This is a genomic window from Phreatobacter sp. (assembly GCF_016793595.1).
GTDB lineage: Bacteria > Pseudomonadota > Alphaproteobacteria > Rhizobiales > Phreatobacteraceae > Phreatobacter.
This window is the reverse complement of record NZ_JAEULY010000002.1, coordinates 188,723-208,319: the sequence shown is the minus strand read 5'-3', so window position 1 is coordinate 208,319 and position 19,597 is coordinate 188,723. Positions and strand designations below refer to the sequence as shown.

The window sequence follows — 19,597 nt, the reverse complement described above, 5'->3', positions numbered from 1 at the left end:
TCGATGTCGCGATGCGCCGGTGGTGCGGCCTTTACTGGCCCCAGGCCTGCATCGCCTCCTCGATGGCCCGGTCGCCCGTGGCGCCCTTCTCCACGGTCAGAATGCCGCGGCGGCCCGAATCGTAGCGCACCGGAATATCGAAGAACGGCCGGGTCTTGAGCGCCTGAACGTTCGTGTTGCGGTCCATGTCGAAGCTCGACAGGCCGATGAAGAAGAAGCCGTTGGTCACGCGCACGGCCTGCCCCACCAGCGGCACGCCGCGCGCCTGCTCGGAGGCCTTCATCAGCACGCCCGGCACTTCCGCGACTCCGCCGAACTGGAAGTCGCGCGGCAGGGCGAACAGCACCTCGATAGTGTGGCTGGCAGGCAGCGTCTGGTCGAGGTTGCGGCGGATCGTGATGGTCACGACCATGCGCCGCTCGGGGATCGTCACCTCGCCGACGAGAGCGAGATCCGGCGGCTGGCCGGGACCGACGCTCACCGTCTGTGTGCGCCAGATGACCGAGCCCTGCATCAGCGTTCCCGCCGCGTTGCCGGGCGTTTCCTCGAACAGGGCGGCGCGCTGCGGCGCGATGCTGCCGGCGGCCGGCGGCGGCTGGGCAGGTGTCTGGACCAGCGGCGGGGCCGGGCTCGGAGCCGGCGCCTGGGCCGCCGGCGGCGGCGCCGGATCGGCTGGTGCTGGTGCGGGCGCTGCGGTCTGGGGCGCAGGGTCGCTGGCGGCGGGCGGCGTGTCTGTCGGCGCCGGATCGGTCGCGACCGGCGGCAACGGCGCTGCCGGCGGATCAACCGGAACGATCTGGCGCGGAGCAGGTGCGGGCGGAGCGGAAGGCGTTGCGCTGGGGGCAGGAGCCGGGCTTGGCGCTTGCGCGCCGCCCACCCGATCGGAGGTCTTGGGCCGCTCCGGGTCGGTCGCGGGAGCCGGGGCCGGGGGCGGGGCTTGCGCCGGAGGCGCGGACGCAATGGTTCGCAACTGCGCAGGGATGCGCTCGGGATGATAAGTCGCGACATACCAGCCGAGGGCACCCGCGCCACCCAGCAGGATCAACACGATCAGGAGCGCGATCAGGCCGCCACGCCCGCGACGACGCGGCGCCTCCTCCTCGTCGCCAAGCACGGAAACGCGCGGCCGGATCGGCGCGCGCCCGGCATCATTGGCGCTAACGAAGGGGCTGGCAGGATCGAGCGCAGGCTCGACACGATCCTCCTCGGCCGGGCGTCCCGCACCGACCGAAAGCTGGTCGCGCGCCGCGCGGCGGGTCGAAGCGGCGGCATCGCCGAGCTGCTCGGCATCCTGAGCCGCAGCGCTGACGCTGCGCGCACCGCCGATGGAGATCGGTTCCGCGCGGGTCGTGCGCTGCTGCGCGAGACCCATCAGCTCCCGTTCCAGAAGCTGGTCCAGACCCTCGGTGGCGTTCTCGGCCTCGACCTTGCGGATCGCCTCCTCGAGCGCGGTGCGCTCCCGGGTGATCTGCTCTTCGGGCAAGGGCGGGTTGATGCCGCGCAACTGCGCGAGCAGCGCAGCGCGAGCCCGCTCATACACCGCGCGGCGCGCTTCGCCGGTGTTCTGCGCCAATGCCCCAACGGCACGGGAGATGAGGGGCGTATAGTCGGCCATCGAAACTCGCTCTCAGCCCCTCAACTCTTACTCGAAGGGGTTACGCACCAGAATCGTGTCGTCACGCTCCGGGCTTGTCGATAGTAACGCGACTGGACAGCCAATCAATTCCTCGATCCGGCGAACATATTTGATCGCCTGCGCAGGCAACTCACCCCAGGTGCGCGCACCCATCGTGGTGGAATCCCAGCCCTCGATGGTCTCGTAGATGGGTGTTGCCCGCGCCTGCGCGTCGGCGCCGGCAGGAAGAATATCCAGCCGCTTTCCGTCGAGTTCGTAGGCGACGCAGACCTTGATCTCCTTGAACACGTCGAGGATGTCGAGCTTGGTCAGCGCGATGCCGTCGATGCCATTGGTCTTCACCGCCTGGCGCACCAGCACCGCGTCGAACCAGCCGCAACGCCGCGGACGCCCGGTCACGGTGCCGAATTCACGGCCGCGCTCGCCCATGGTGCGACCATCGGCGTCATGAAGCTCGGTCGGGAACGGGCCGCCGCCAACGCGGGTCGTGTAGGCCTTGGTGATACCGAGCACGTAGTTGATCGCGCCCGGACCCATGCCGGAGCCGATGGCCGCCTGCCCCGCCACCGTGTTGGACGAGGTGACGAAGGGATAGGTGCCGTGATCGATGTCGAGCAGCGTGCCCTGCGCACCCTCGAACAGGATGCGCTTGCCGGCGCGCTTGGTCTCGTCCAGCAGGTCGAAGACCGTGGTGACGTAGGGCAGCACCTTGGGCGCGACGGCGGCGAGCTCGTCGTAGATCGCCTGCGCCTCGATCTCGGGGAGGTTCAGGCCGCGACGCAGCGCATTGTGGTGGGCCAGCAGGCGCTCGATCTTCGGCCCGAGGGCCGGCAGATCGGTGAGATCGGTCATGCGGATGGCGCGGCGGCCGACCTTGTCCTCGTAGGCCGGGCCGATGCCGCGTCCGGTGGTGCCGATCTTGGTGCCGGCACTGGCGCCTTCGCGCTGCTGGTCGAGTTCGCGGTGCAGCGACAGAATGAGGCAGGCATTCTCGGCGATCCGCAGCGTCTCCGGGGCGATCGCGACGCCCTGCGCCGAGACGCGCTCGATCTCGGCGACCAGCGCATGCGGGTCGATGACGACGCCGTTGCCGATGACCGAGAGCTTGCCCGGCCTCACGATGCCGGACGGCAGGAGCGACAGCTTGTAGGTGACCCCGTCGATGACCAGCGTATGGCCGGCATTATGGCCGCCCTGGAACCGGACGACGACATCCGCCTGGCTCGACAGCCAATCGACGATCTTGCCTTTGCCCTCGTCGCCCCACTGGGAACCGACGACCACAACATTTGCCATGGTTCTTCATCCTCCACGGCAAGGCAAACCCCGGCTGAGCGGTCATCGCTTCCGGCCGGGGCCCTTGCAGGGTGCGGATAAAGGATCGCTGACCGAGAGGCAAGTGCGGCCGAGCGGCGCTCCCGCGCGTCAGGAGCGGCCCTGAACCGGCCGGATCTGCCGGTCGGAGGGCCAGCGCAGCCGCCAGCCATGGCGGATTTCGTTGAAACCGCCGGCTGGCAGATCGAAGCTCCATTCGACGATTCCGCGCCGGTTGCGGACGTCACGGGCGGTCGGGGCGGTCATTCCGGAAAGGGGCTCGACCGTGATGTCCTGCACCTCGCTGACCGGAATCCGGTCCTCGATCACCACGCGCCGGGCGCTGCGCGCGCCGTTGCGCACGGCCATGCGGAACGTGTGTTCCTCGGTCTTCGACGTCGAGATGATTCCCGACGAGCCGTCGGTGCGGCGCAGGATCTGGTGCTCGATCCGCACGAGGTCGTCGGGCCCGAAACCGACCGTCACGAGGTCGTCGCGGGTCGCCGCGGCGAGCTGGTAGCGCCCGGCGAAGATGCCATCGCGATAGACGGCGATGCGGCCCGCCATCAGCGGCGCGTCGCCGGCATGACGGAACTGCGCTTCGAGATAGGCGGTCGGATCGACGCTCGGCACGGCGCGCGAGACGAGTTCCGGCTCGATGGCGCTGGAGCCGATGCGGAGCGCCCGTGAGCCGTCGCCCGAGGCGACGCTGCTGCGTCCCGGTATCGCGAAGGAGGCCTGGAAGCCGGACATATCGACCTCGGCCTCGGCCTCCTGCACCCGGCCGCGCCGTTGCGCCTGGTCCTGCGCGGTGATCGGGGCGGGCGCGGCCAGCGCGCGCGGCGACGGCTCGGTCTGGCTCTCCAGCATGGCGCCGCCGCCGACACCGCGCGGTTCGTCGAAGCGCACGATGAGCGAGCCGAGCCGGGGCGCGGAACCGCCGCGCGCGACCCGGACGGTGGACACGGTGAGCGCGACGCCCGACCAGTCCTCGCCGGTCTGCTGGGTCACCTCGGCGCGACGGACAAGTTCAAGCGCCGGCTTCGGCCCACTGGTCGAGAGCCGCGCGTCATAGGCCGGCGCCCAGCGCGCGCCGCGCACGGAATAGGTCAGGGTCAGCTCGCCGCGGAACGGCGCGGAGGCTTCCACGGCGACGCGCGCCTCGAGCCGGCGCGGCGGCTGGGCGCGCAGGCCGGCTTCCACCTCGGCGATCTCGCGGTCCAGCACGCGCTGGCGACGCTCGGCCTCACGGATGGCGCGGTCGGCGGCGAGCGTCTCTTCGAGAGCCGCCGCCATGGCCAGCCGCGCCTCGCCGACATTGAGCCCGCGCTCGCCCGCCGACAGCGTGCCGGGGGCCGTCAGTGCCTCGGCCGCCCGCTTGCGGATGCGCTCGGCCGAGATGCGGTCATCGAGCGACAGTCGCTCGTCGCGCAGCGTTTCGAGGCGGCGAAGGCGCTCCGGATCGGGGCGCTCGGTCACGCGTGGCTGGCGCGCATCGACCGAACCGACGGTCAGGCGCCCCTCGCCCGCGCCCGCGACCCGCAGCGATCCCGGATCGGCGGCGACCGGCAGATCGTTGACGATCAGGGTGTGCTCGCCCGCCGGCAGGTCGACGACGAAACGGCGGGTGACGCTGGCGCCATCCGGAAACACCGTCACGGCATCGATGTGCGAGGCCGCGTCGAATTCGGCGCCGAGAACCGGCAGCGGTGCAAAGGCGAGAAGGGCCGCGATGGCGATGCGCGAGGGCGTGGCGGCGTGCAGCGGTGACAGGCGCTGAACATTCATGGCAACGGCGCTCCAGATGGAAGGAGCGCCGAGATTACTTTGGGGAATTGGGCCGCCACGGGGCGGAAGAGCGGCGGTCACTGGCCGGGATTCCGGGGAATTTCCGGAAAACCCGCTTGCCGCACCACGTCAACGGCGTGCTGGACAGCGATCGGGCCGCCGGCATCAGCCGAAGCGGCCGGTAATGTAGTCGCGCGTGCGGGTGTCGACGGGATTGGTGAAGATCTGGTCGGTCGTCCCCTCCTCCACCAGCACGCCGAGGTGGAAAAAGGCCGTGCGCTGCGACACGCGCGCCGCCTGCTGCATGGAGTGCGTGACGATGACGATGGTGAAGTTCTGCTTCAGTTCGTCGATCAGCTCCTCGATGCGGGCGGTCGCGATCGGGTCGAGCGCCGAACAGGGCTCGTCCATCAGGATCACCTCGGGCGACACCGCGATGGCGCGGGCGATGCACAGGCGCTGCTGCTGACCGCCGGAGAGGCCCGTGCCGGAATCGTGCAGCCGATCCTTCACCTCGTTCCAGAGGCTGGCCTTGCGCAGCGAGGTTTCCACGACCTCGTCGAGGTCGGTCTTGCTCCTGACGAGACCATGGATGCGCGCGCCGTAAGCGACGTTCTCGTAGATCGACTTCGGGAACGGATTCGGCTTCTGGAACACCATGCCGACGCGCGCGCGAAGCTGCACGACGTCCAGCGACTTGTCGTAGATATCCTGTTCGCCGATGTGGATGTCGCCGGTGACACGGCAGATGGCGATGGTGTCGTTCATGCGGTTGATGCACCGCAGGAAGGTCGACTTGCCGCAGCCCGACGGGCCGATGAAGGCCATCACCGAGCGCTCGGGAATGTCGACGTTCACGTCCTTGATGGCGTGCTTGTCGCCATAGAAGACATTGACGTTGCGGCCGGTGATCTTCGGCCGGCCGAGCGTCGCGGGTGCATTGGCCGTGGCCGCCGCTGCGATCTCGAACGTGGGAAGCGAGTTCATCTGCTTACATCCTCTTGAGGGCGCGGGGGCCGCTTACCAGCGACGCTCGAATTTCTTGCGCAGGAACACGGCCGCCGCGTTCATGCAGATCAGGAAGACCAGCAGCACCACGATGGCCGCGGCGGTCTTGTTCTGGAAGGCGGCTTCAGGGAAGTCCGCCCACATGAAGATCTGAACAGGGAGAAGGGTCGCGGCATCGGCGAGGCCGGCGGGGCTGTCGACGACGAAGGCAACCATGCCGATCATCAGCAGCGGCGCGGTTTCACCGAGCGCATGGGCCATGCCGAGGATCGTGCCGGTCAGAATGCCGGGCATGGCCAGCGGCAGCACGTGATGGAACACCGCCTGCTGGTGCGATGCGCCGACGCCGAGCGCCGCTTCCTTCACCGAAGGCGGCACGGCCCGGATCGCCGCGCGCGAGGCGATGATGATGATCGGCAGGGTCATCAGCGCCAGGACCAGACCGCCGACCACCGGCGCGGAGCGCGGCAGCCCGAAGACGTTGAGGAACACCGCGAGACCGAGCAGGCCATAGATGATCGAGGGCACCGCCGCGAGGTTGTTGATGTTCACCTCGATGATCTCGGTGATGCGGTTCTTCGGCGCGAACTCCTCGAGATAGATCGCCGCGGCGACGCCAATCGGGAACGAGATGGCGAGCGTGATGAACAATGTCAGGAACGAGCCGACGATGGCGACCCAGACGCCCGCCAGTTCGGCCTCGCGCGAGGCGCCGCCGAAGAAGAACTCGCGGGAGACGCGGCGCTCCACGAGGCCGCGTTCCTTCAACGAGTCGAGATAGATGATCTCGCGGTCGTTGATGCGGCGGTTCGATTCCGGCTGCGCGATGGTGACGATCTGCCAGTCGCCCGCCTTGGCGACGTTGGTGCCCGACGGCGGCAGGATCACCTCGCCTGTCGCATTGGCGCTCTGAACCTGGGTCAGCTTGATCACGCCACCGTTGATGCGGACGAAATAGCTGGAGATCGTGTTGTCGAGCGCCTCGGAGCGGTCGGCGCCGACGATGCGGGCATTGAGGCCGGCGATCCGCTCGCGCAGCTTCTGGGCCTCATTGCGCGAGGCGGCGAGCTGGCGCTGTTCGGCCTCGAGGCGCTGCTGCGCCCGCTCGCGGTCGCTTGCCGGGGCCGCGAGGACCGCCCGTTCCAGCGCCGCGACGTCCCGCTCCTGCCCTGCGATGACGCGCAGGCGACCGGCGAGATCGCGATCGAAGCGGGACACGACCTGCGTCAGCTGGGCCTTGATGGCGGCCAGCACCGGCTGGAAATTGGTCACCGTGGAGGAGAGCTGCACCGTGCCCGACGTCCCGGAGACGCCGAGCTCGCCCTGCCCGGGCGCGACCGTGGCCTGGGTGGTCAGGCCCTTGAGATAGAGATCGGCATTGTCGTCGAGCGGCACGTAGACCGACTGCGTCGTGCCGAGCCAGCCCGGATTGGCGATGACCTCGCGGCGCAGGATCGACGGCGCGCCGGACGAGATGATGTTGCCGAGCGCGCGGCGCGACGTGCGGTCGGTCAGCGACGGGAAGTAGCCGCGCAGGCCGCCATTCACCAGAGCGTCGAAATTCGCCCCGCCTATGGCCTGCCCGAGCGCCGCCCCCGAGGCGTTCTGCGGATTCAGGTCCTCGCGCTTCAGCTCGACGTTCAGCTTCAGATAGTTCTGCGTGAAGGCCGGGATGGCCTGGCCGACGATCGTTGTCAGGAAGATGATGAGGAACCCGGCCGCGACCAGCAGGGAACCGAGCCCGAGCGCCTGGAACAGGAACTCCGAGCGGTAGCGAGCCTTCAACCGCCGGCGCGCCTGGTCGTTGGTATGCAGATCGGTGGCGACCCGGGGAAGCGAGACGTCAGTCATACTGTTCCCGATACTTCTTGACGACGCGCAGGGCGACGAGGTTGAGCGAGAGCGTGATCACGAAGAGCACCAGGCCGAGGCCGAAGGCGGCGAGCGTCTTGGGGCTGTCGAACTCCTGGTCGCCGGTCAACAGCGTGCCGATCTGCACGGTGACCGTCGTGACCGCTTCGAGCGGGTTGAGGGTGAGATTGGCGGCAAGGCCGGCGGCCATCACCACGATCATCGTCTCGCCGATGGCGCGGGAAATGGCGAGGACCAGCGCCGAGACGATGCCGGGCAGCGCCGCCGGCAGCACCACCTTGCGGATCGTCTCCGACTTGGTCGCGCCGAGGCCCATCGAGCCGTCGCGCAGCGATTGCGGCACCGCGTTGATGACGTCGTCCGAGAGCGAGGAGACGAAGGGCACGATCATGATGCCCATGACGACGCCGGCGGCGAGCGCGCTCTCCGATGCGACATCGAGGCCGAGCGAGGATCCGGTGACGCGGATGAAGGGCGCAACGGTCAGCGCCGCGAAGAAGCCGTAGACGACCGTCGGGATGCCCGCGAGGATTTCGAGCACCGGCTTGCCGACCGCACGGATCTGCGGCGTCGCGTAATCCGACAGGTACACGGCCGCCATGATGCCAAGCGGCGCTGCCACGATCATCGCGATGAAGGTGATGAGCAGGGTGCCGGTCAGCAGCGGGATGAAGCCGAAGGCCGCGTTGCCGCCGACCTGATCGGCGCGGAACGCCATCTGCTGCGGCGTCCAGGTCAGGCCGAACAGGAAGTCGATGGGGCTGACCATCGAGAAGAAGCGCATCGACTCGGTGATCAGCGAGAGGACGATGCCGATCGTCGTCAGGATGGCGATGGTCGCCGAGGCGGCGAGCAGGAACTTGACCAGCTTCTCGACACTGTGGCGGGCACGGAAGGCCGGGCTGATCGCGCTCCACGCGTAGAGAAAGCCGGCGATGCCGGCCGCCGCCATCACGGCGATCATCGCCATGTTCGAGGTGTTCCAGAGGGAGGCGAAGGCGACCGCCGCATCCTGCCGCAGCGTGTCGCGGATGCCGGGCGTGCCGCCGGTGGCGAGCGCCTGAAGGTCGCGCCAGAAGCCGTCGATCTGAGCGTTGGAGAAGCCGGAAATCTGCTCCTGGAAACGCGACAGCAGCATGGAGCGGACGATGCGCGGCGCGGCGATGGACCAGACGATGAGGACGATGAAGGCGGGTCCCGCGGTCATCAGCGCCAGCCACCACCCGTGATAGCCGGGACGCGAGTGCATGCTCGCGTAGTTGACCCCCGCGAGTGCGATCGAGCGGCTGCGACCGATCACGAAACAGGCGATGGTGATCACCACCAGCAGGCCGAACAGGGGCAGGAACATCGGGAAAGCCGTCCGCTGTGGACGCCCGCGGCCGCGGGCAGGTCAGGCAGGTGGCGAGGCCCGGCGCGATCCGGGCCCCGCCTTGTCGTCGCAGAGGTCAGAGACCGGCAAGGCCCGTCGCGGCGCGCGCGGCGCGGGCCACCGCCTCGCGGCGCTCGTTCGGCAGCGGCACCAGGCCCTTCTTCTCGAGATAGCCGTCCTCGCCCATCGCGGCGTCGGAGACGTACTCGTTGATGAATTCCTGCAGGCCCGGGACGACGCCGATATGCTCCTTCTTCACGTAGACGTAGAGCGAGCGCGACAGCGGATACTTGCCCGAGGAGATGTTCTCCATCGAATCCTCGACGCCGTTGATGCGGGCGCCCTGGATCTTGTCGCGGTTCTCTTCGAGGAAGGAGTAGCCGAACACGCCGAAGGCGCCCGGATTGGCGACGAGGCGCTGGACGATGATGTTGTCGTTCTCGCCGGCCTCGACGAAGGCGCCGTCAGCGCGCAGCTGCTGGCAGGCGCGGGCGTCGATCTGCACGTTCATGCGGCGCTGGACGGCCTTGCAGCCCTCGAGCATGGCGAGTTCGTTGAAGGCATCGCGGGTGCCGGAGGTCGGCGGCGGCCCGAGCACCTCGATCTTGGCGTTCGGCAGGTTCGGCGCGATATCCGACCAGTTGCGGTTCGGGTTGTCGACGAGCTGGCCCTGGGCGTTCGGAACCTTGGCGGCGAGCGCCAGGAAGATCTGCTCGAGCGAGAGCTGGACCGCCGGACCCTGCTTGGAATTGGCGAAGACGATGCCGTCGAAACCAACCACGATCTCGATCGGGGTGACGCCGTTCTTCTTGCAGGTCTCGAACTCGGAAGCGGTGATGCGGCGCGAGGCGTTGGCCGCATCCGGCGTGCTGACGCCGACGCCGCCGCAGAACAGGCGCATGCCGCCGCCGGTGCCGGTCGATTCGACGATCGGAGCCTTGCCCAAACGCTGGCCGAAGCGCTCGGCAACGGCGGTGGTGAAGGGGAACACGGTCGACGAGCCGGTGATCTGGATACGGTCGCGAGCCTCGGCGGCGCCGGGCGCGACCAGTGCGCCGCCGATCGCGACGACGGCGGCGGAGAGGAAGAGGGGAAGTTTCACAGGGCGCTCCTGTCCTTGGGAAGGAACCTCGTCCAGCGCATCGGATGCGGCAGGTCGGACAAGGGATGCGAGGCCTTGGATAAGGCCGTCGGGCGATACTTCTATGACCTCTCCACGACAGAAACATGAAAGGCATTCCCGCGATATTTCATGAGGTTATTTCATCTAGATGAATTTCGTCGCAATTCCAGGCGCATCCGCGGTAACCGTTTCCGGCCATCGCGCGGGCGGCCTCGGCAGACGGTTCAGGGCGCGCCGGGGAGCGACCTTGGGCACCGCATGCGGACATTGCACGGCTGCGTCGGGCCGGCCTGTCGAGGGTCGGGGCGGCCGGTTATAGTACGCGCCCATCAAGGCCCCGCCCCGCATGCGTCTCTACGACCGCCCCTACCTCATCCTCGCCGCGACGACGCTGATCTGGTCTGGCAATGCCATCGCCAGCCGGCTGGCCATCGGCCATGTCTCGCCCATGGTGCTGACCAACCTGCGCTGGGTGGGCACGCTCATCCTGATGCTGGCTCTCGCCGCCCCGGCGCTGCGCCGCGAATGGCCGGAAATCCGGGCCAACTGGAAGTGGCTGACGGTGATGGGCGTCATCGGCTTCACCGGCTTCAACGCGCTATTCTACATCGCCGCGCTCTACACCACGGCCGTCAACATCGGCATCATCCAGGGCGCGATACCGGTCATGGTGCTGGCCGGGGCTTTCCTCGTCTATCGCACTCCGATCACGATCCTCCAGGCGATCGGCATCGTGGTGGCGATCGCGGGAATCGTTCTGCTCGCGGCGCGCGGCGATCTGTCCGTGCTGACCGGCCTCGCCTTCAATTTCGGCGACGTCATCATGCTGGTCGCCTGCCTCGGATATTCGGCCTACACGGTCGCGCTGCGCGACCGGCCGAAAATCTCGCCGCAACCCTTCTTCCTGGCGTTGGCCTTCGTGGCGCTGGTCTCGTCGCTGCCGCTGGTCGCCGCCGAGACGATCCACGGGACCGCCCGGTGGCCGGACCTCACCGGCTGGCTGATCATCCTCTACGTGTCGGTACTGCCGGGCTTCGTCGCCCAGCTCCTGTTCATGCGCGGCGTCGAGCTGATCGGCCCGGGGCGGGCCGGTCTCTGGGTCAATCTGGTGCCGGTCTGGGCGGCGATTCTCGGCCCGCTGATCCTCGGCGAGACCTTCGCCTGGTATCACGCCGTGGCGCTGGTTCTGGTGCTCGGCGGCATCGCCATCGCGGAGAGCGGCAAGCGAGCCTGAGGTCGGCTCAGCGCGACGCGTGGCGCATGAAGCCGTTGATGACCTGAACGAGCCAGGCGAGCCCGATGCCGAACACGACGGCGGTCAGAGCCACGACCGCGATCCGCCCCATGGAGCCGCCGCCGAACAGCGGCGTGCCCCAGATGAGCGGCCAGACGATCCACAGCACCATGGCGGGGCCGATGAGGCCAAAGCCCGCGCCGAACAGCGCGCTCCGGACCACGCCGTAGCGGCCCCAGCGATCCCAGATCAGGATGTAGAGAAGGCCCCAGAGGCCGCCGATCACCGCCTGCTGGGCCGTCGCCGAGATCGCCCAGGGCAGGTTGGCGCGCATGGGGAACAGCGAAACAGCCGTCACCCCGACGCGCGACAGGCCCCAGATTGTCAGCTGATGGACCAGAAGGACGGCGAGTGCGCCGACGACGAAACCGAAGAACAGGCGGGCGACAGTCGACATGGCGAGCTTTCGGCGAATCGGGTGCGGCGATTGTACCGCACCCGCTTTCGGCAACGAGGCCGCCTCAGAACGCCAACCGCCGGGCGCGCTTCACCTGAGGGATCTCGTGGATCTTGGCGAGCAGTTCGTCGGAGATGCGCTCGTCCACCGCCACGAAGCAAATGGCGTCCCCGCCCGGCTTGTCGCGGCCGAGGTTGAAGGTCGCGATGTTGACCCCGGCATCGCCGAGCAGCGAGCCGAACCGGCCGATGAAGCCCGGCTTGTCGTCGTTGCGGACGTAGAGCATGTGGTCGGCGAATTCCGCGTCCATGGCGATGTGGCGGATTTCCACGATGCGCGGCTTGCCGTCGGCGAGAACCGTGCCGGCGGCATGGCGCGGCATGTCCTCGGCCTCGACCGTGATCATGATGCGGCTTTCCAGGTTGCCGCCCGGCGCCTCGCGCTTCACCTCGTCGACGGTGATGCCCTTCTCGTTGGCGATCGGAACCGCGTTGACCATGTTGATGTCGGACAGGAATGGCCTGAGCACGCCGGTCACCGCAGCCGCCGTCAGCGGACGCACGTTGAGATCGGCCACCTTGCCTTCGTATTCGATGCGGATGCCCCTGATCGGGGCTTCCGTGAGCTGGCCGAGGAACGAGCCGAGCTTCTCGGCGAGCGCCACGAAGGGCCGCAGCTTCGGTGCGTCCTCCGCCGAGATCGACGGGAAGTTGACGGCATTGGTGATGGCACCCGCAAGCAGATAGTCCGACATCTGCTCGGCGACCTGCAGCGCGACGTTTTCCTGCGCCTCGGTCGTCGCCGCGCCGAGATGCGGCGTGCAGATCACGTTCGGATGGCCGAACAGCGGATTGGACGTCGCCGGCTCCTCGGAAAACACGTCGAAGGCCGCACCCGCCACGTGGCCGGAATCCAGCGCATCGCGCAGCGCCTGTTCGTCGACCAGACCGCCGCGCGCGCAGTTGATGATCCGCACGCCCTTCTTGGTCTTGGCGAGCGCCTCGCGCGACAGCACGTTCTTGGTCTGCGCCGTCATCGGCACGTGCAGGGTGATGAAGTCGGCGCGGCGCAGGAGCTCCTCCAGCTCCACCTTCTCGACGCCGATCGAGATGGCGCGCTCCGGCGAGAGGTAGGGGTCGAAGGCGATGACCTTCATCTTCAGCCCCAGCGCCCGGTCCGCGACGATCGAGCCGATATTACCGCAGCCGATGATGCCGAGCGTCTTCGAGGTCAGCTCGACGCCCATATACTTGTTCTTCTCCCACTGCCCGGCCTGCGTGGTGCGGTCGGCGTCGGGAATCTGGCGGGCGATGGCGAACATCATCGCGACCGCATGCTCGGCCGTGGTGATCGAATTGCCGAACGGCGTGTTCATCACGATGACGCCCTTGGAGGTGGCGTTCGGGATATCGACATTGTCCACGCCGATGCCGGCGCGGCCGATCACCTTGAGGTTCTTGGCATTGGCGAGGATCGCCGGGGTGACCTTGGTCGCCGAGCGGATGGCGAGGCCGTCATAGTCGCCGATGATCTGGGCGAGCTTGTCCTTGTCCTTGCCGAGGGCCGGCTGAAAATCGACCTCGACGCCGCGATCCCTGAAGATCTGGACGGCGGCGGGCGACAGGGCATCGGAGATGAGTACGCGGGGGGCCATGGGAAGATGCTCCACATGAACCCTCTCCCGTGGGGAGAGGGCGGCGCGGTCGGGCGCCGGATGAGGGGAATGGGCTGAACGTGGTGAGGGAACCTCCCTCGCCCGGCTGCTCCGCAGCCACCCTCTCCCGCGAGGGGAGAGGGTTCATGGCGCAAATCACGCCGCCTTCTTCAGCTTGGCTTTCTCGGCCGCGAAGGCATAGGCGACCCAGGGCATCAGCGCCTTGACGTCACGCGCCTGAACCGTCGCGCCGCACCAGATGCGAAGGCCGGGAGGCGCGTCGCGATAATGGCCGAGATCGAGGCCGACGCCTTCCTTCTCCAGCGTTGCCGCCACGCCCTTGGCGAAGGCGGCCTGCGCGTCGGCGGAAAGCGCCGTCACCGCCGGATCGGTGAACTTGAGGCAGACGGAGGTGTTGGAGCGGGTCTTCGGCTTCACCGCCAGGAAGTCGATCCAGTCGTTCTCCTTGACGAACTTGGCGATGACGCGGGTATTGGCATCCGCGCGCTTCACCAGCCCATCGAGGCCGCCGACCTTCTGCGCCCATTTCAGCGCGTCGATATAGTCCTCGACGCAGAGCATGGATGGCGTGTTGATCGTCTCGCCCTCGAAGATTCCCTCGATCAGCTTGCCGCCCTTGGTCATGCGGAAGATCTTCGGCAGCGGCCAGGCCGGCTTGTAGGTCTCGAGCCGCTCCACCGCGCGCGGGGAGAGGATCAGCATGCCGTGGGCCGCCTCGCCGCCGAGCACCTTCTGCCAAGAGAAGGTGACGACATCGAGCTTGTTCCATTCCAGCCTCTGGGCGAAGGCCGCCGAGGTGGCATCGCAGATGGTCAGGCCCTCGCGGTCGTCGGCGATCCAGTCGGCGTTCGGCACGCGCACGCCCGAGGTCGTGCCGTTCCAGGTGAACACGACGTCGCGGGTCTTGGTATCGACCTTTTTCAGGTTCGGCAGCTCGCCGTAGGGCGCGGTGATGGTACGCACGTCGGTCAGCTTCAGCTGCTTGACCACGTCGGTAACCCAGCCCTCGCCGAAGCTCTCCCAGGCCACCATGTCGATGCCGCGAGCGCCAAGCATCGACCAGAGCGCCATCTCCACCGCGCCAGTGTCGGAGGCCGGCACGATGCCGATGCGATAGCCGGGCGGCACCTGAAGCACCTCGCGCGTCAGATCGATGGCGAGCTTCAGCTTCGCCTTGCCGATCTTGGCGCGGTGCGAACGCCCGAGGGGCGCGTCAGCCAGTGCTTTGAGGGACCATCCGGGGCGCTTCGCGCAGGGGCCGGACGAAAAGGTATTCACGCGCGGGCGCGCATTCGGGGCGGTCGTCGCCATTTGGATCTCCATCCTTACAGATGGGCGTACCCCGTTGGGGGGGTATGTCCCGCGGATGGAGATACGCTTCGCCGAAGCGGCGGTCAAGGAACAGGATGGCCGACGGTTCGCGCGGTCAGTTCCCGCCCGGCAATCCGTCGCCGAACATGTAGCGCAGGCCGATGCGGAATTCGTGCGCCGCGACCGTCGTGCGATAGGCGGCGCCGGCCGTATCGGCGAAGCGCAGCGCGCCCATGTGCATGTAGCGGTAGCCGAGGTCGATCTTGGTCTGCGGCGTCAGGTCGATGGCGACGCCAGCCATGGCCGCCCACGCCAGAGTCCATTTCACGGAATTCGCCAGCGTCGGGGCTGTCGCGAGTTCCCCGAGCACGGCGGCCGCCGGAACCGGCGTCGAGGTGTAGCCGGACGCAGAAAGACGCGCGACGCCGAGGCCCGCGCCGATATAGGGCGTGAAGCCACCGAAGGAGCCGATATCGACATAGGCGTTGGCCAGCGCCGTATGCGCGCTGACGCCGAATCGCTCGACGCGCGAGGGCACCGGCAGCGGACCGGCATAGTTCCAGTCACCCTGCGGCGGCGCGAAACCCGACATGCGCGCGGCCGACCGGATGTCGAGCGTCGCATCGAGCCTGAACCAGCGATATTTGAAGCCCGCGCCGATGCCGCCGCCGAAGGCCGTGCCGCCACGGGTGTCGCGCAGCTCCACCCACTGTCCCGGCGCGAAATTGACGATGTCGAAATAGCGGGCGGCCGGCCGGCGCATCACGCTGGCGGTGAAGTCGCCACGCACATACCAGCCGGACGAGAAATCTTCCGCGAGGACCGGCGGGGCGAGCGGCGGCGGCGCCTCGCCGCGCCTGATATCGGCGGCCTGCGCCAGCGAGGCCAATGCCGATGCGCCTATCGCGAGGGCGACAATGGTCAGGCGGGTCATCGGCACATCCCTGCAACGCTTCACGCGGCGCCCGGCATCCCGGGCGCATTCGTCCATGGGCCTCAGTCTCGGCGATGCGGGTTAAGGTCGGCTTAAGGTTAAGAATTAACCCGCAGCACCCTCGCCCGACCTGCGAAACGCAAACGGCGCGGGCCTTGAACCCGCGCCGTCGAACTGAATGAGGTCGTGATCAGTAGCGGGCGACGATCGGCTCTGCGGGCACCGCGCAGGAGCAGTTCAGCGACCAGCGCATGCCGACCTTGATCTCGTGGGCGGTGACGCTGCGCGCCTGCACCGTGTCGTTGCTCGGGCGCGGCGCGCCGGTCGCAGGGTCGCGCAGGGTCACGGAGGCCATGTCGCCGAGCGAGAGGTAGCGATAGCCGGCTTCCAGCGTGAGCCGCTCGTTCACCTGATAGCCGACGCCGGCCATCAGGGCCCAGGCGAAGCTGGTGCGCGAGGCGGTCGTGGCATAGCCGCCGAGCGAGCCGGTGGCGCCCGTCACGGTGTTGAAGCCGGTCGAGGTGTCGGTGAAGTTGCTGAGCGTCGAATAGGCGACGCCGACGCCGGCGCCGAGATAGGGCGTCAGGCAGCCGAGCTGGCAGAACGTGCCGAGATCGACATAGGCATTGGCGAGGCCGACGATCCAGCGGGAGCCGCCATTGTAGAGGTTCGTCTGCGAGGTGGTGCCGCCGCTCTGGTTGAAATTGACATAGTCCATCGCCCGGAAGCGCCCGCCACCGCGGAATTCGCCGGTCAGGTCCATGCGGAACCAGGAATTGAAGCGGTAGCCGACGCCGAGGCCGACCGACACGGTTTCGGACTGCGACTTCATCCGCAGAACGTATTCGTTGACGCCGCCGACGCCGGCGCGCACCTGCGAGCCGTTTTGCAGTACGCCGACATTGCCGAGGCTGTGGCCGGCGACGCCGATGTCGCCGCGCAGATACCAGCCGCCCGACGCCACCGGTTCGACCGTGGGCGCCGAGGCGCGCAGGACCGGCGGCGGGAAATCGGCGGCGAGGGATGCGGTGGAGAAGAGCGCCGCCGCGGCGGCAAAGGCGTAGATCGGATGGCGGCGCATTGCTGGGTCCTGGCGTCAGGGCCTCGCCCCTGTCCAAAGGCGCGCCCGAGGTTCAACACCCGGAAAAGTCGCAGCAATTGCTTAAAAGCCGCTTAACCCTAACGAACAGGGTTAGCAGCCGGTGAAAAAGGCGCCTACGCCGCTGCCTTCGTCACCGCGTCGACGATCTGGTCGACGACTGTCTCGACGAGGTCGCGGTCGTCGCCTTCCGCCATGACGCGGATCACCGGCTCGGTTCCCGAGGGGCGGATCACGAGGCGGCCGCTGCTGCCGAGCTTGGCCTTGGCGTCGTCGATGGCGGTGACCACCGAGGAAGCCTCCAGCGGCTTGCCGCCCTTGAACCGCACGTTCTTGAGGATTTGCGGCAGCGGCTCGAAGCGGTGGCAGACCTCCGAGACCGGCTTGCCCATCTTGATCACAACGGCCAGCACCTGCAGCGCAGCCACGAGGCCGTCGCCGGTGGTCGAATAGTCGGAGAGGATGATGTGGCCGGACTGCTCGCCGCCGACATTGTAGCCGTGCTCGCGCATGTGCTCCAGCACATAGCGGTCGCCGACCGGCGTGCGCGCGAGCTGGAGGCCGAGCCCCGACAGGAAGCGCTCGAGGCCAAGGTTGGACATGACGGTCGCGACGATGCCCGGTTGGGCGAGCCGTCCGTCCTCGAGCCAGGACTGGGCGACGACCGCCATCAACTGGTCGCCGTCGACGATCTGGCCCTTCTCGTCGACGATCAGCACGCGGTCCGCGTCGCCGTCGAGAGCGATGCCGATATCGGCGCGCACTTCCCGCACCTTCTCGACCAGCGCGAAGGGATGGGTCGAGCCGCACTCGTCGTTGATGTTGAAGCCGTCCGGCTTGTCGCCGATCGTGAAGACCTCTGCGCCGAGCTCCCACAGCGCCGCTGGCGACACCTTGTAGCCCGCGCCATTGGCGCAATCGATGACGATGCGCAGACCGGAGAGGTCGAGATTGCGCGGCAGGGTTCGCTTGGCGAATTCGATATAGCGGGCCTGGGCGTCGTCGATGCGCTTCGCGCGCCCGAGCGCGCGCGAGGCCGCGAGCTTCTTCGACAGATCCTGATCGAGCAGCCGCTCGATCTCCTTTTCGACGTCGTCGCTGAGCTTGTAGCCGTCAGGGGCGAACAGCTTGATGCCGTTGTCGTCGAACGGATTGTGGGACGCCGAGATCATCACGCCGAGATCGGCGCGCATGGAGCGCGTCAGCATCGCCACCGCCGGCGTCGGCATCGGCCCGACGAGCAGCACGTCCATGCCGACGGAGGTGAAGCCGGCGACGAGCGCGTTCTCGATCATGTAGCCGGACAGGCGCGTGTCCTTGCCGATCATGACGCGATGGCGGTGGTCGCCGCGCTGGAAGACGAGGCCTGCGGCCTGGCCGACCTTCATCGCGAATTCGGGCGTGACCGGAAAGGCATTGGCGCGGCCGCGAATGCCGTCGGTGCCGAAATATTTGCGGGCCATGGAGGTGGTCTCGCTGCGGTGGATTTTGAAAGCGCCGTGGTGGGCGTCGTGATTCGCAAGGCTTTCGCCTCTGGCGCGTCTTATAGGCGTCGGGCGGGCAAATGTCGCGGAACCGGGTTCACGATCGATGTGCTTCTGTGACAGTCGGGCATTCAGTCCCGCGCCGGCCTGAATGCGGCGATCAGCGCGGCGATACCCTGCCGGATCGCGCGGACATCGCCGGCGCCCGCCGCGCCGGCATGGACGACCGCGCCGTTCATCGCGCCGTTGAGCAGGCGCGCCAGCGTGCCCGCATCGCCATCGAAGATCAGCGAGCCCTCGTCGAGGGCCGCCGCCACGCCCTGCCGGAGCAGGCCGAAGCCATGCTGCGCGTCGAGCGCGTTCCAGCGCTCCCAGCCGAGCACCCCGGGCGCCTCGATGACAAGAATCCGGCGCACGTCCGGCCGCAGCATGGCGTCGAACCAGGCCAGCGACCCGGCGACCAGCGCGTCATAGGCCCGCGTCTCGCGCCCGGCCGCCGCGACGATGGCGGCGGACGCTTCCTCGGTCAGTTCGCGGCACACCGCCTCGAACAGCTCGGCCTTGTCGCGGAAGTGGTGATAGAGCGCGCCGCGCTTCACCCCTGCGCCATCAAGGATCGCCTCGGTCCCCGTGGCCGCATAGCCGTCCGCCGCGAACAGCGCGCGCGCGACTGACAGCAGCCTGCCGCGTGTCGCGGCCGCTCGGTCGACGTTCTTCGCCATGGCCCATCCATTGACAGACAATCTGTCTGTTTATAGAAACCGACAGTCTGTTTCTTTTTATCGACCGGCAACGCGCCGGTCAAACATGAGGATCCAGGTCATGCGCTTCGCCGACCGCTATCCGATCATCGTCACGCCGAACAAGAATGCCTGCCGGGACTTCTGGGTGTCGCATCTCGGCTTCACCGTCGCCTTCGACAGCACATGGTTCACGCTGGTCATGGCCGAGGACAGCAGCACCACGCTGGCCTTCATGACCCCGGACCACCCTTCCGCGCCTCCCGGGCCGGAACCCTTCTCCGGCAAGGGCATGTGTTTCGAGCTTCAGGTTGAGGATGCAGCCGCCGCCCATGCCGAAGCCACGGCGCGGGGATTGCCGGTCACGCTGCCGCTGACGCGCGAGCCCTTCGGCCAGATCCGCTTCGGCTTCCTCGACCCGTCGGGCCTGTGGGTGGACGTGGTCGAGCAGTGCGAGCCGGCTGACGGTTTCTGGGATCGCTACATGATCGGGCCGGACGCGGCGGCGTGAACCGCCACGACCGGGCGCGGCCGTCGCGGCCCGGTCGAA

Annotated in this window: 15 protein-coding genes and 2 pseudogenes; 2 read left to right on the top strand and 15 right to left on the bottom strand. The window is 68.0% G+C overall.

Annotated elements, in window-relative coordinates; genetic code table 11:
* Positions 1 to 31 precede the first annotated feature (31 nt).
* The 8 genes and pseudogenes from JNK84_RS01585 to JNK84_RS01550 form a co-directional block, all read right to left on the bottom strand.
* Positions 32 to 1,615 carry a hypothetical protein gene (locus JNK84_RS01585; protein ID WP_293419746.1) on the bottom strand — a complete coding sequence of 528 codons (1,584 nt, stop codon included), beginning with the start codon at positions 1,613 to 1,615 and terminating at the stop codon, positions 32 to 34.
* 27 nt (positions 1,616 to 1,642) lie between these two features.
* Entirely contained in the window at positions 1,643 to 2,932 is a 1,290-nt protein-coding gene (locus JNK84_RS01580) for an adenylosuccinate synthase (protein WP_293419743.1), read from the bottom strand.
* Positions 2,933 to 3,061: 129 nt separating this feature from the next.
* Complete coding sequence (locus JNK84_RS01575) at positions 3,062 to 4,738, bottom strand: mucoidy inhibitor MuiA family protein (RefSeq protein WP_293419740.1); 1,677 nt, start codon at positions 4,736 to 4,738, stop codon at positions 3,062 to 3,064.
* A 165-nt stretch (positions 4,739 to 4,903) separates the two neighbouring features.
* Positions 4,904 to 5,725: a phosphate ABC transporter ATP-binding protein PstB gene (pstB, locus tag JNK84_RS01570; protein ID WP_293419737.1), complete on the bottom strand. Its 822-nt coding sequence runs from the start codon at positions 5,723 to 5,725 to the stop codon at positions 4,904 to 4,906.
* Positions 5,726 to 5,758: 33 nt separating this feature from the next.
* Positions 5,759 to 6,574: pseudogene (pstA, locus tag JNK84_RS01565) on the bottom strand (phosphate ABC transporter permease PstA); the annotation flags it as partial.
* Between the two features lie 528 nt (positions 6,575 to 7,102).
* Positions 7,103 to 7,597 (bottom strand): annotated as a pseudogene (locus tag JNK84_RS01560) (DUF3333 domain-containing protein); the annotation flags it as partial.
* Complete coding sequence (gene pstC / locus JNK84_RS01555; protein ID WP_293419734.1) at positions 7,590 to 8,969, bottom strand: phosphate ABC transporter permease subunit PstC; 1,380 nt, start codon at positions 8,967 to 8,969, stop codon at positions 7,590 to 7,592. The pseudogene JNK84_RS01560 and the gene pstC, both read right to left, overlap by 8 nt.
* Positions 8,970 to 9,066: 97 nt before the next feature.
* Positions 9,067 to 10,092, bottom strand: a complete 1,026-nt coding sequence (locus JNK84_RS01550; RefSeq protein ID WP_293419731.1) for a substrate-binding domain-containing protein — start codon at positions 10,090 to 10,092, stop codon at positions 9,067 to 9,069.
* Positions 10,093 to 10,459: 367 nt separating this feature from the next.
* Here JNK84_RS01550 and JNK84_RS01545 point away from each other — a divergent pair, with 367 nt between their 5' ends.
* On the top strand, positions 10,460 to 11,347 hold the full coding sequence (locus tag JNK84_RS01545; protein WP_293419728.1) for a DMT family transporter: 888 nt from the start codon (positions 10,460 to 10,462) through the stop codon (positions 11,345 to 11,347).
* Between the two features lie 7 nt (positions 11,348 to 11,354).
* On the opposite strand, the gene JNK84_RS01540 is transcribed toward JNK84_RS01545, so the two are convergent.
* From JNK84_RS01540 to JNK84_RS01510, 7 genes are all read right to left on the bottom strand, one after another.
* A complete protein-coding gene (locus JNK84_RS01540) occupies positions 11,355 to 11,804 on the bottom strand; it encodes a hypothetical protein (RefSeq protein WP_293419725.1) in 450 nt (149 codons plus the stop codon).
* A 64-nt stretch (positions 11,805 to 11,868) separates the two neighbouring features.
* Positions 11,869 to 13,458: a phosphoglycerate dehydrogenase gene (gene serA / locus JNK84_RS01535; protein WP_293419722.1), complete on the bottom strand. Its 1,590-nt coding sequence runs from the start codon at positions 13,456 to 13,458 to the stop codon at positions 11,869 to 11,871.
* Between the two features lie 156 nt (positions 13,459 to 13,614).
* Entirely contained in the window at positions 13,615 to 14,790 is a 1,176-nt protein-coding gene (locus JNK84_RS01530; protein WP_293419719.1) for a phosphoserine transaminase, read from the bottom strand.
* A 115-nt stretch (positions 14,791 to 14,905) separates the two neighbouring features.
* A complete protein-coding gene (locus tag JNK84_RS01525; protein WP_293419716.1) occupies positions 14,906 to 15,724 on the bottom strand; it encodes an outer membrane protein in 819 nt (272 codons plus the stop codon).
* Between the two features lie 190 nt (positions 15,725 to 15,914).
* Positions 15,915 to 16,805, bottom strand: a complete 891-nt coding sequence (locus tag JNK84_RS01520; protein WP_293419713.1) for an outer membrane protein — start codon at positions 16,803 to 16,805, stop codon at positions 15,915 to 15,917.
* Between the two features lie 134 nt (positions 16,806 to 16,939).
* Positions 16,940 to 18,286 (bottom strand): phosphoglucosamine mutase, encoded by a 1,347-nt coding sequence (glmM, locus tag JNK84_RS01515; protein ID WP_293419710.1) that lies wholly within the window; start codon positions 18,284 to 18,286, stop codon positions 16,940 to 16,942.
* A gap of 152 nt (positions 18,287 to 18,438) precedes the next feature.
* Entirely contained in the window at positions 18,439 to 19,029 is a 591-nt protein-coding gene (locus JNK84_RS01510) for a TetR/AcrR family transcriptional regulator (protein ID WP_293419707.1), read from the bottom strand.
* Positions 19,030 to 19,129: 100 nt separating this feature from the next.
* Here JNK84_RS01510 and JNK84_RS01505 point away from each other — a divergent pair, with 100 nt between their 5' ends.
* Entirely contained in the window at positions 19,130 to 19,558 is a 429-nt protein-coding gene (locus JNK84_RS01505; RefSeq protein WP_293419704.1) for a VOC family protein, read from the top strand.
* Positions 19,559 to 19,597: the final 39 nt, after the last annotated feature.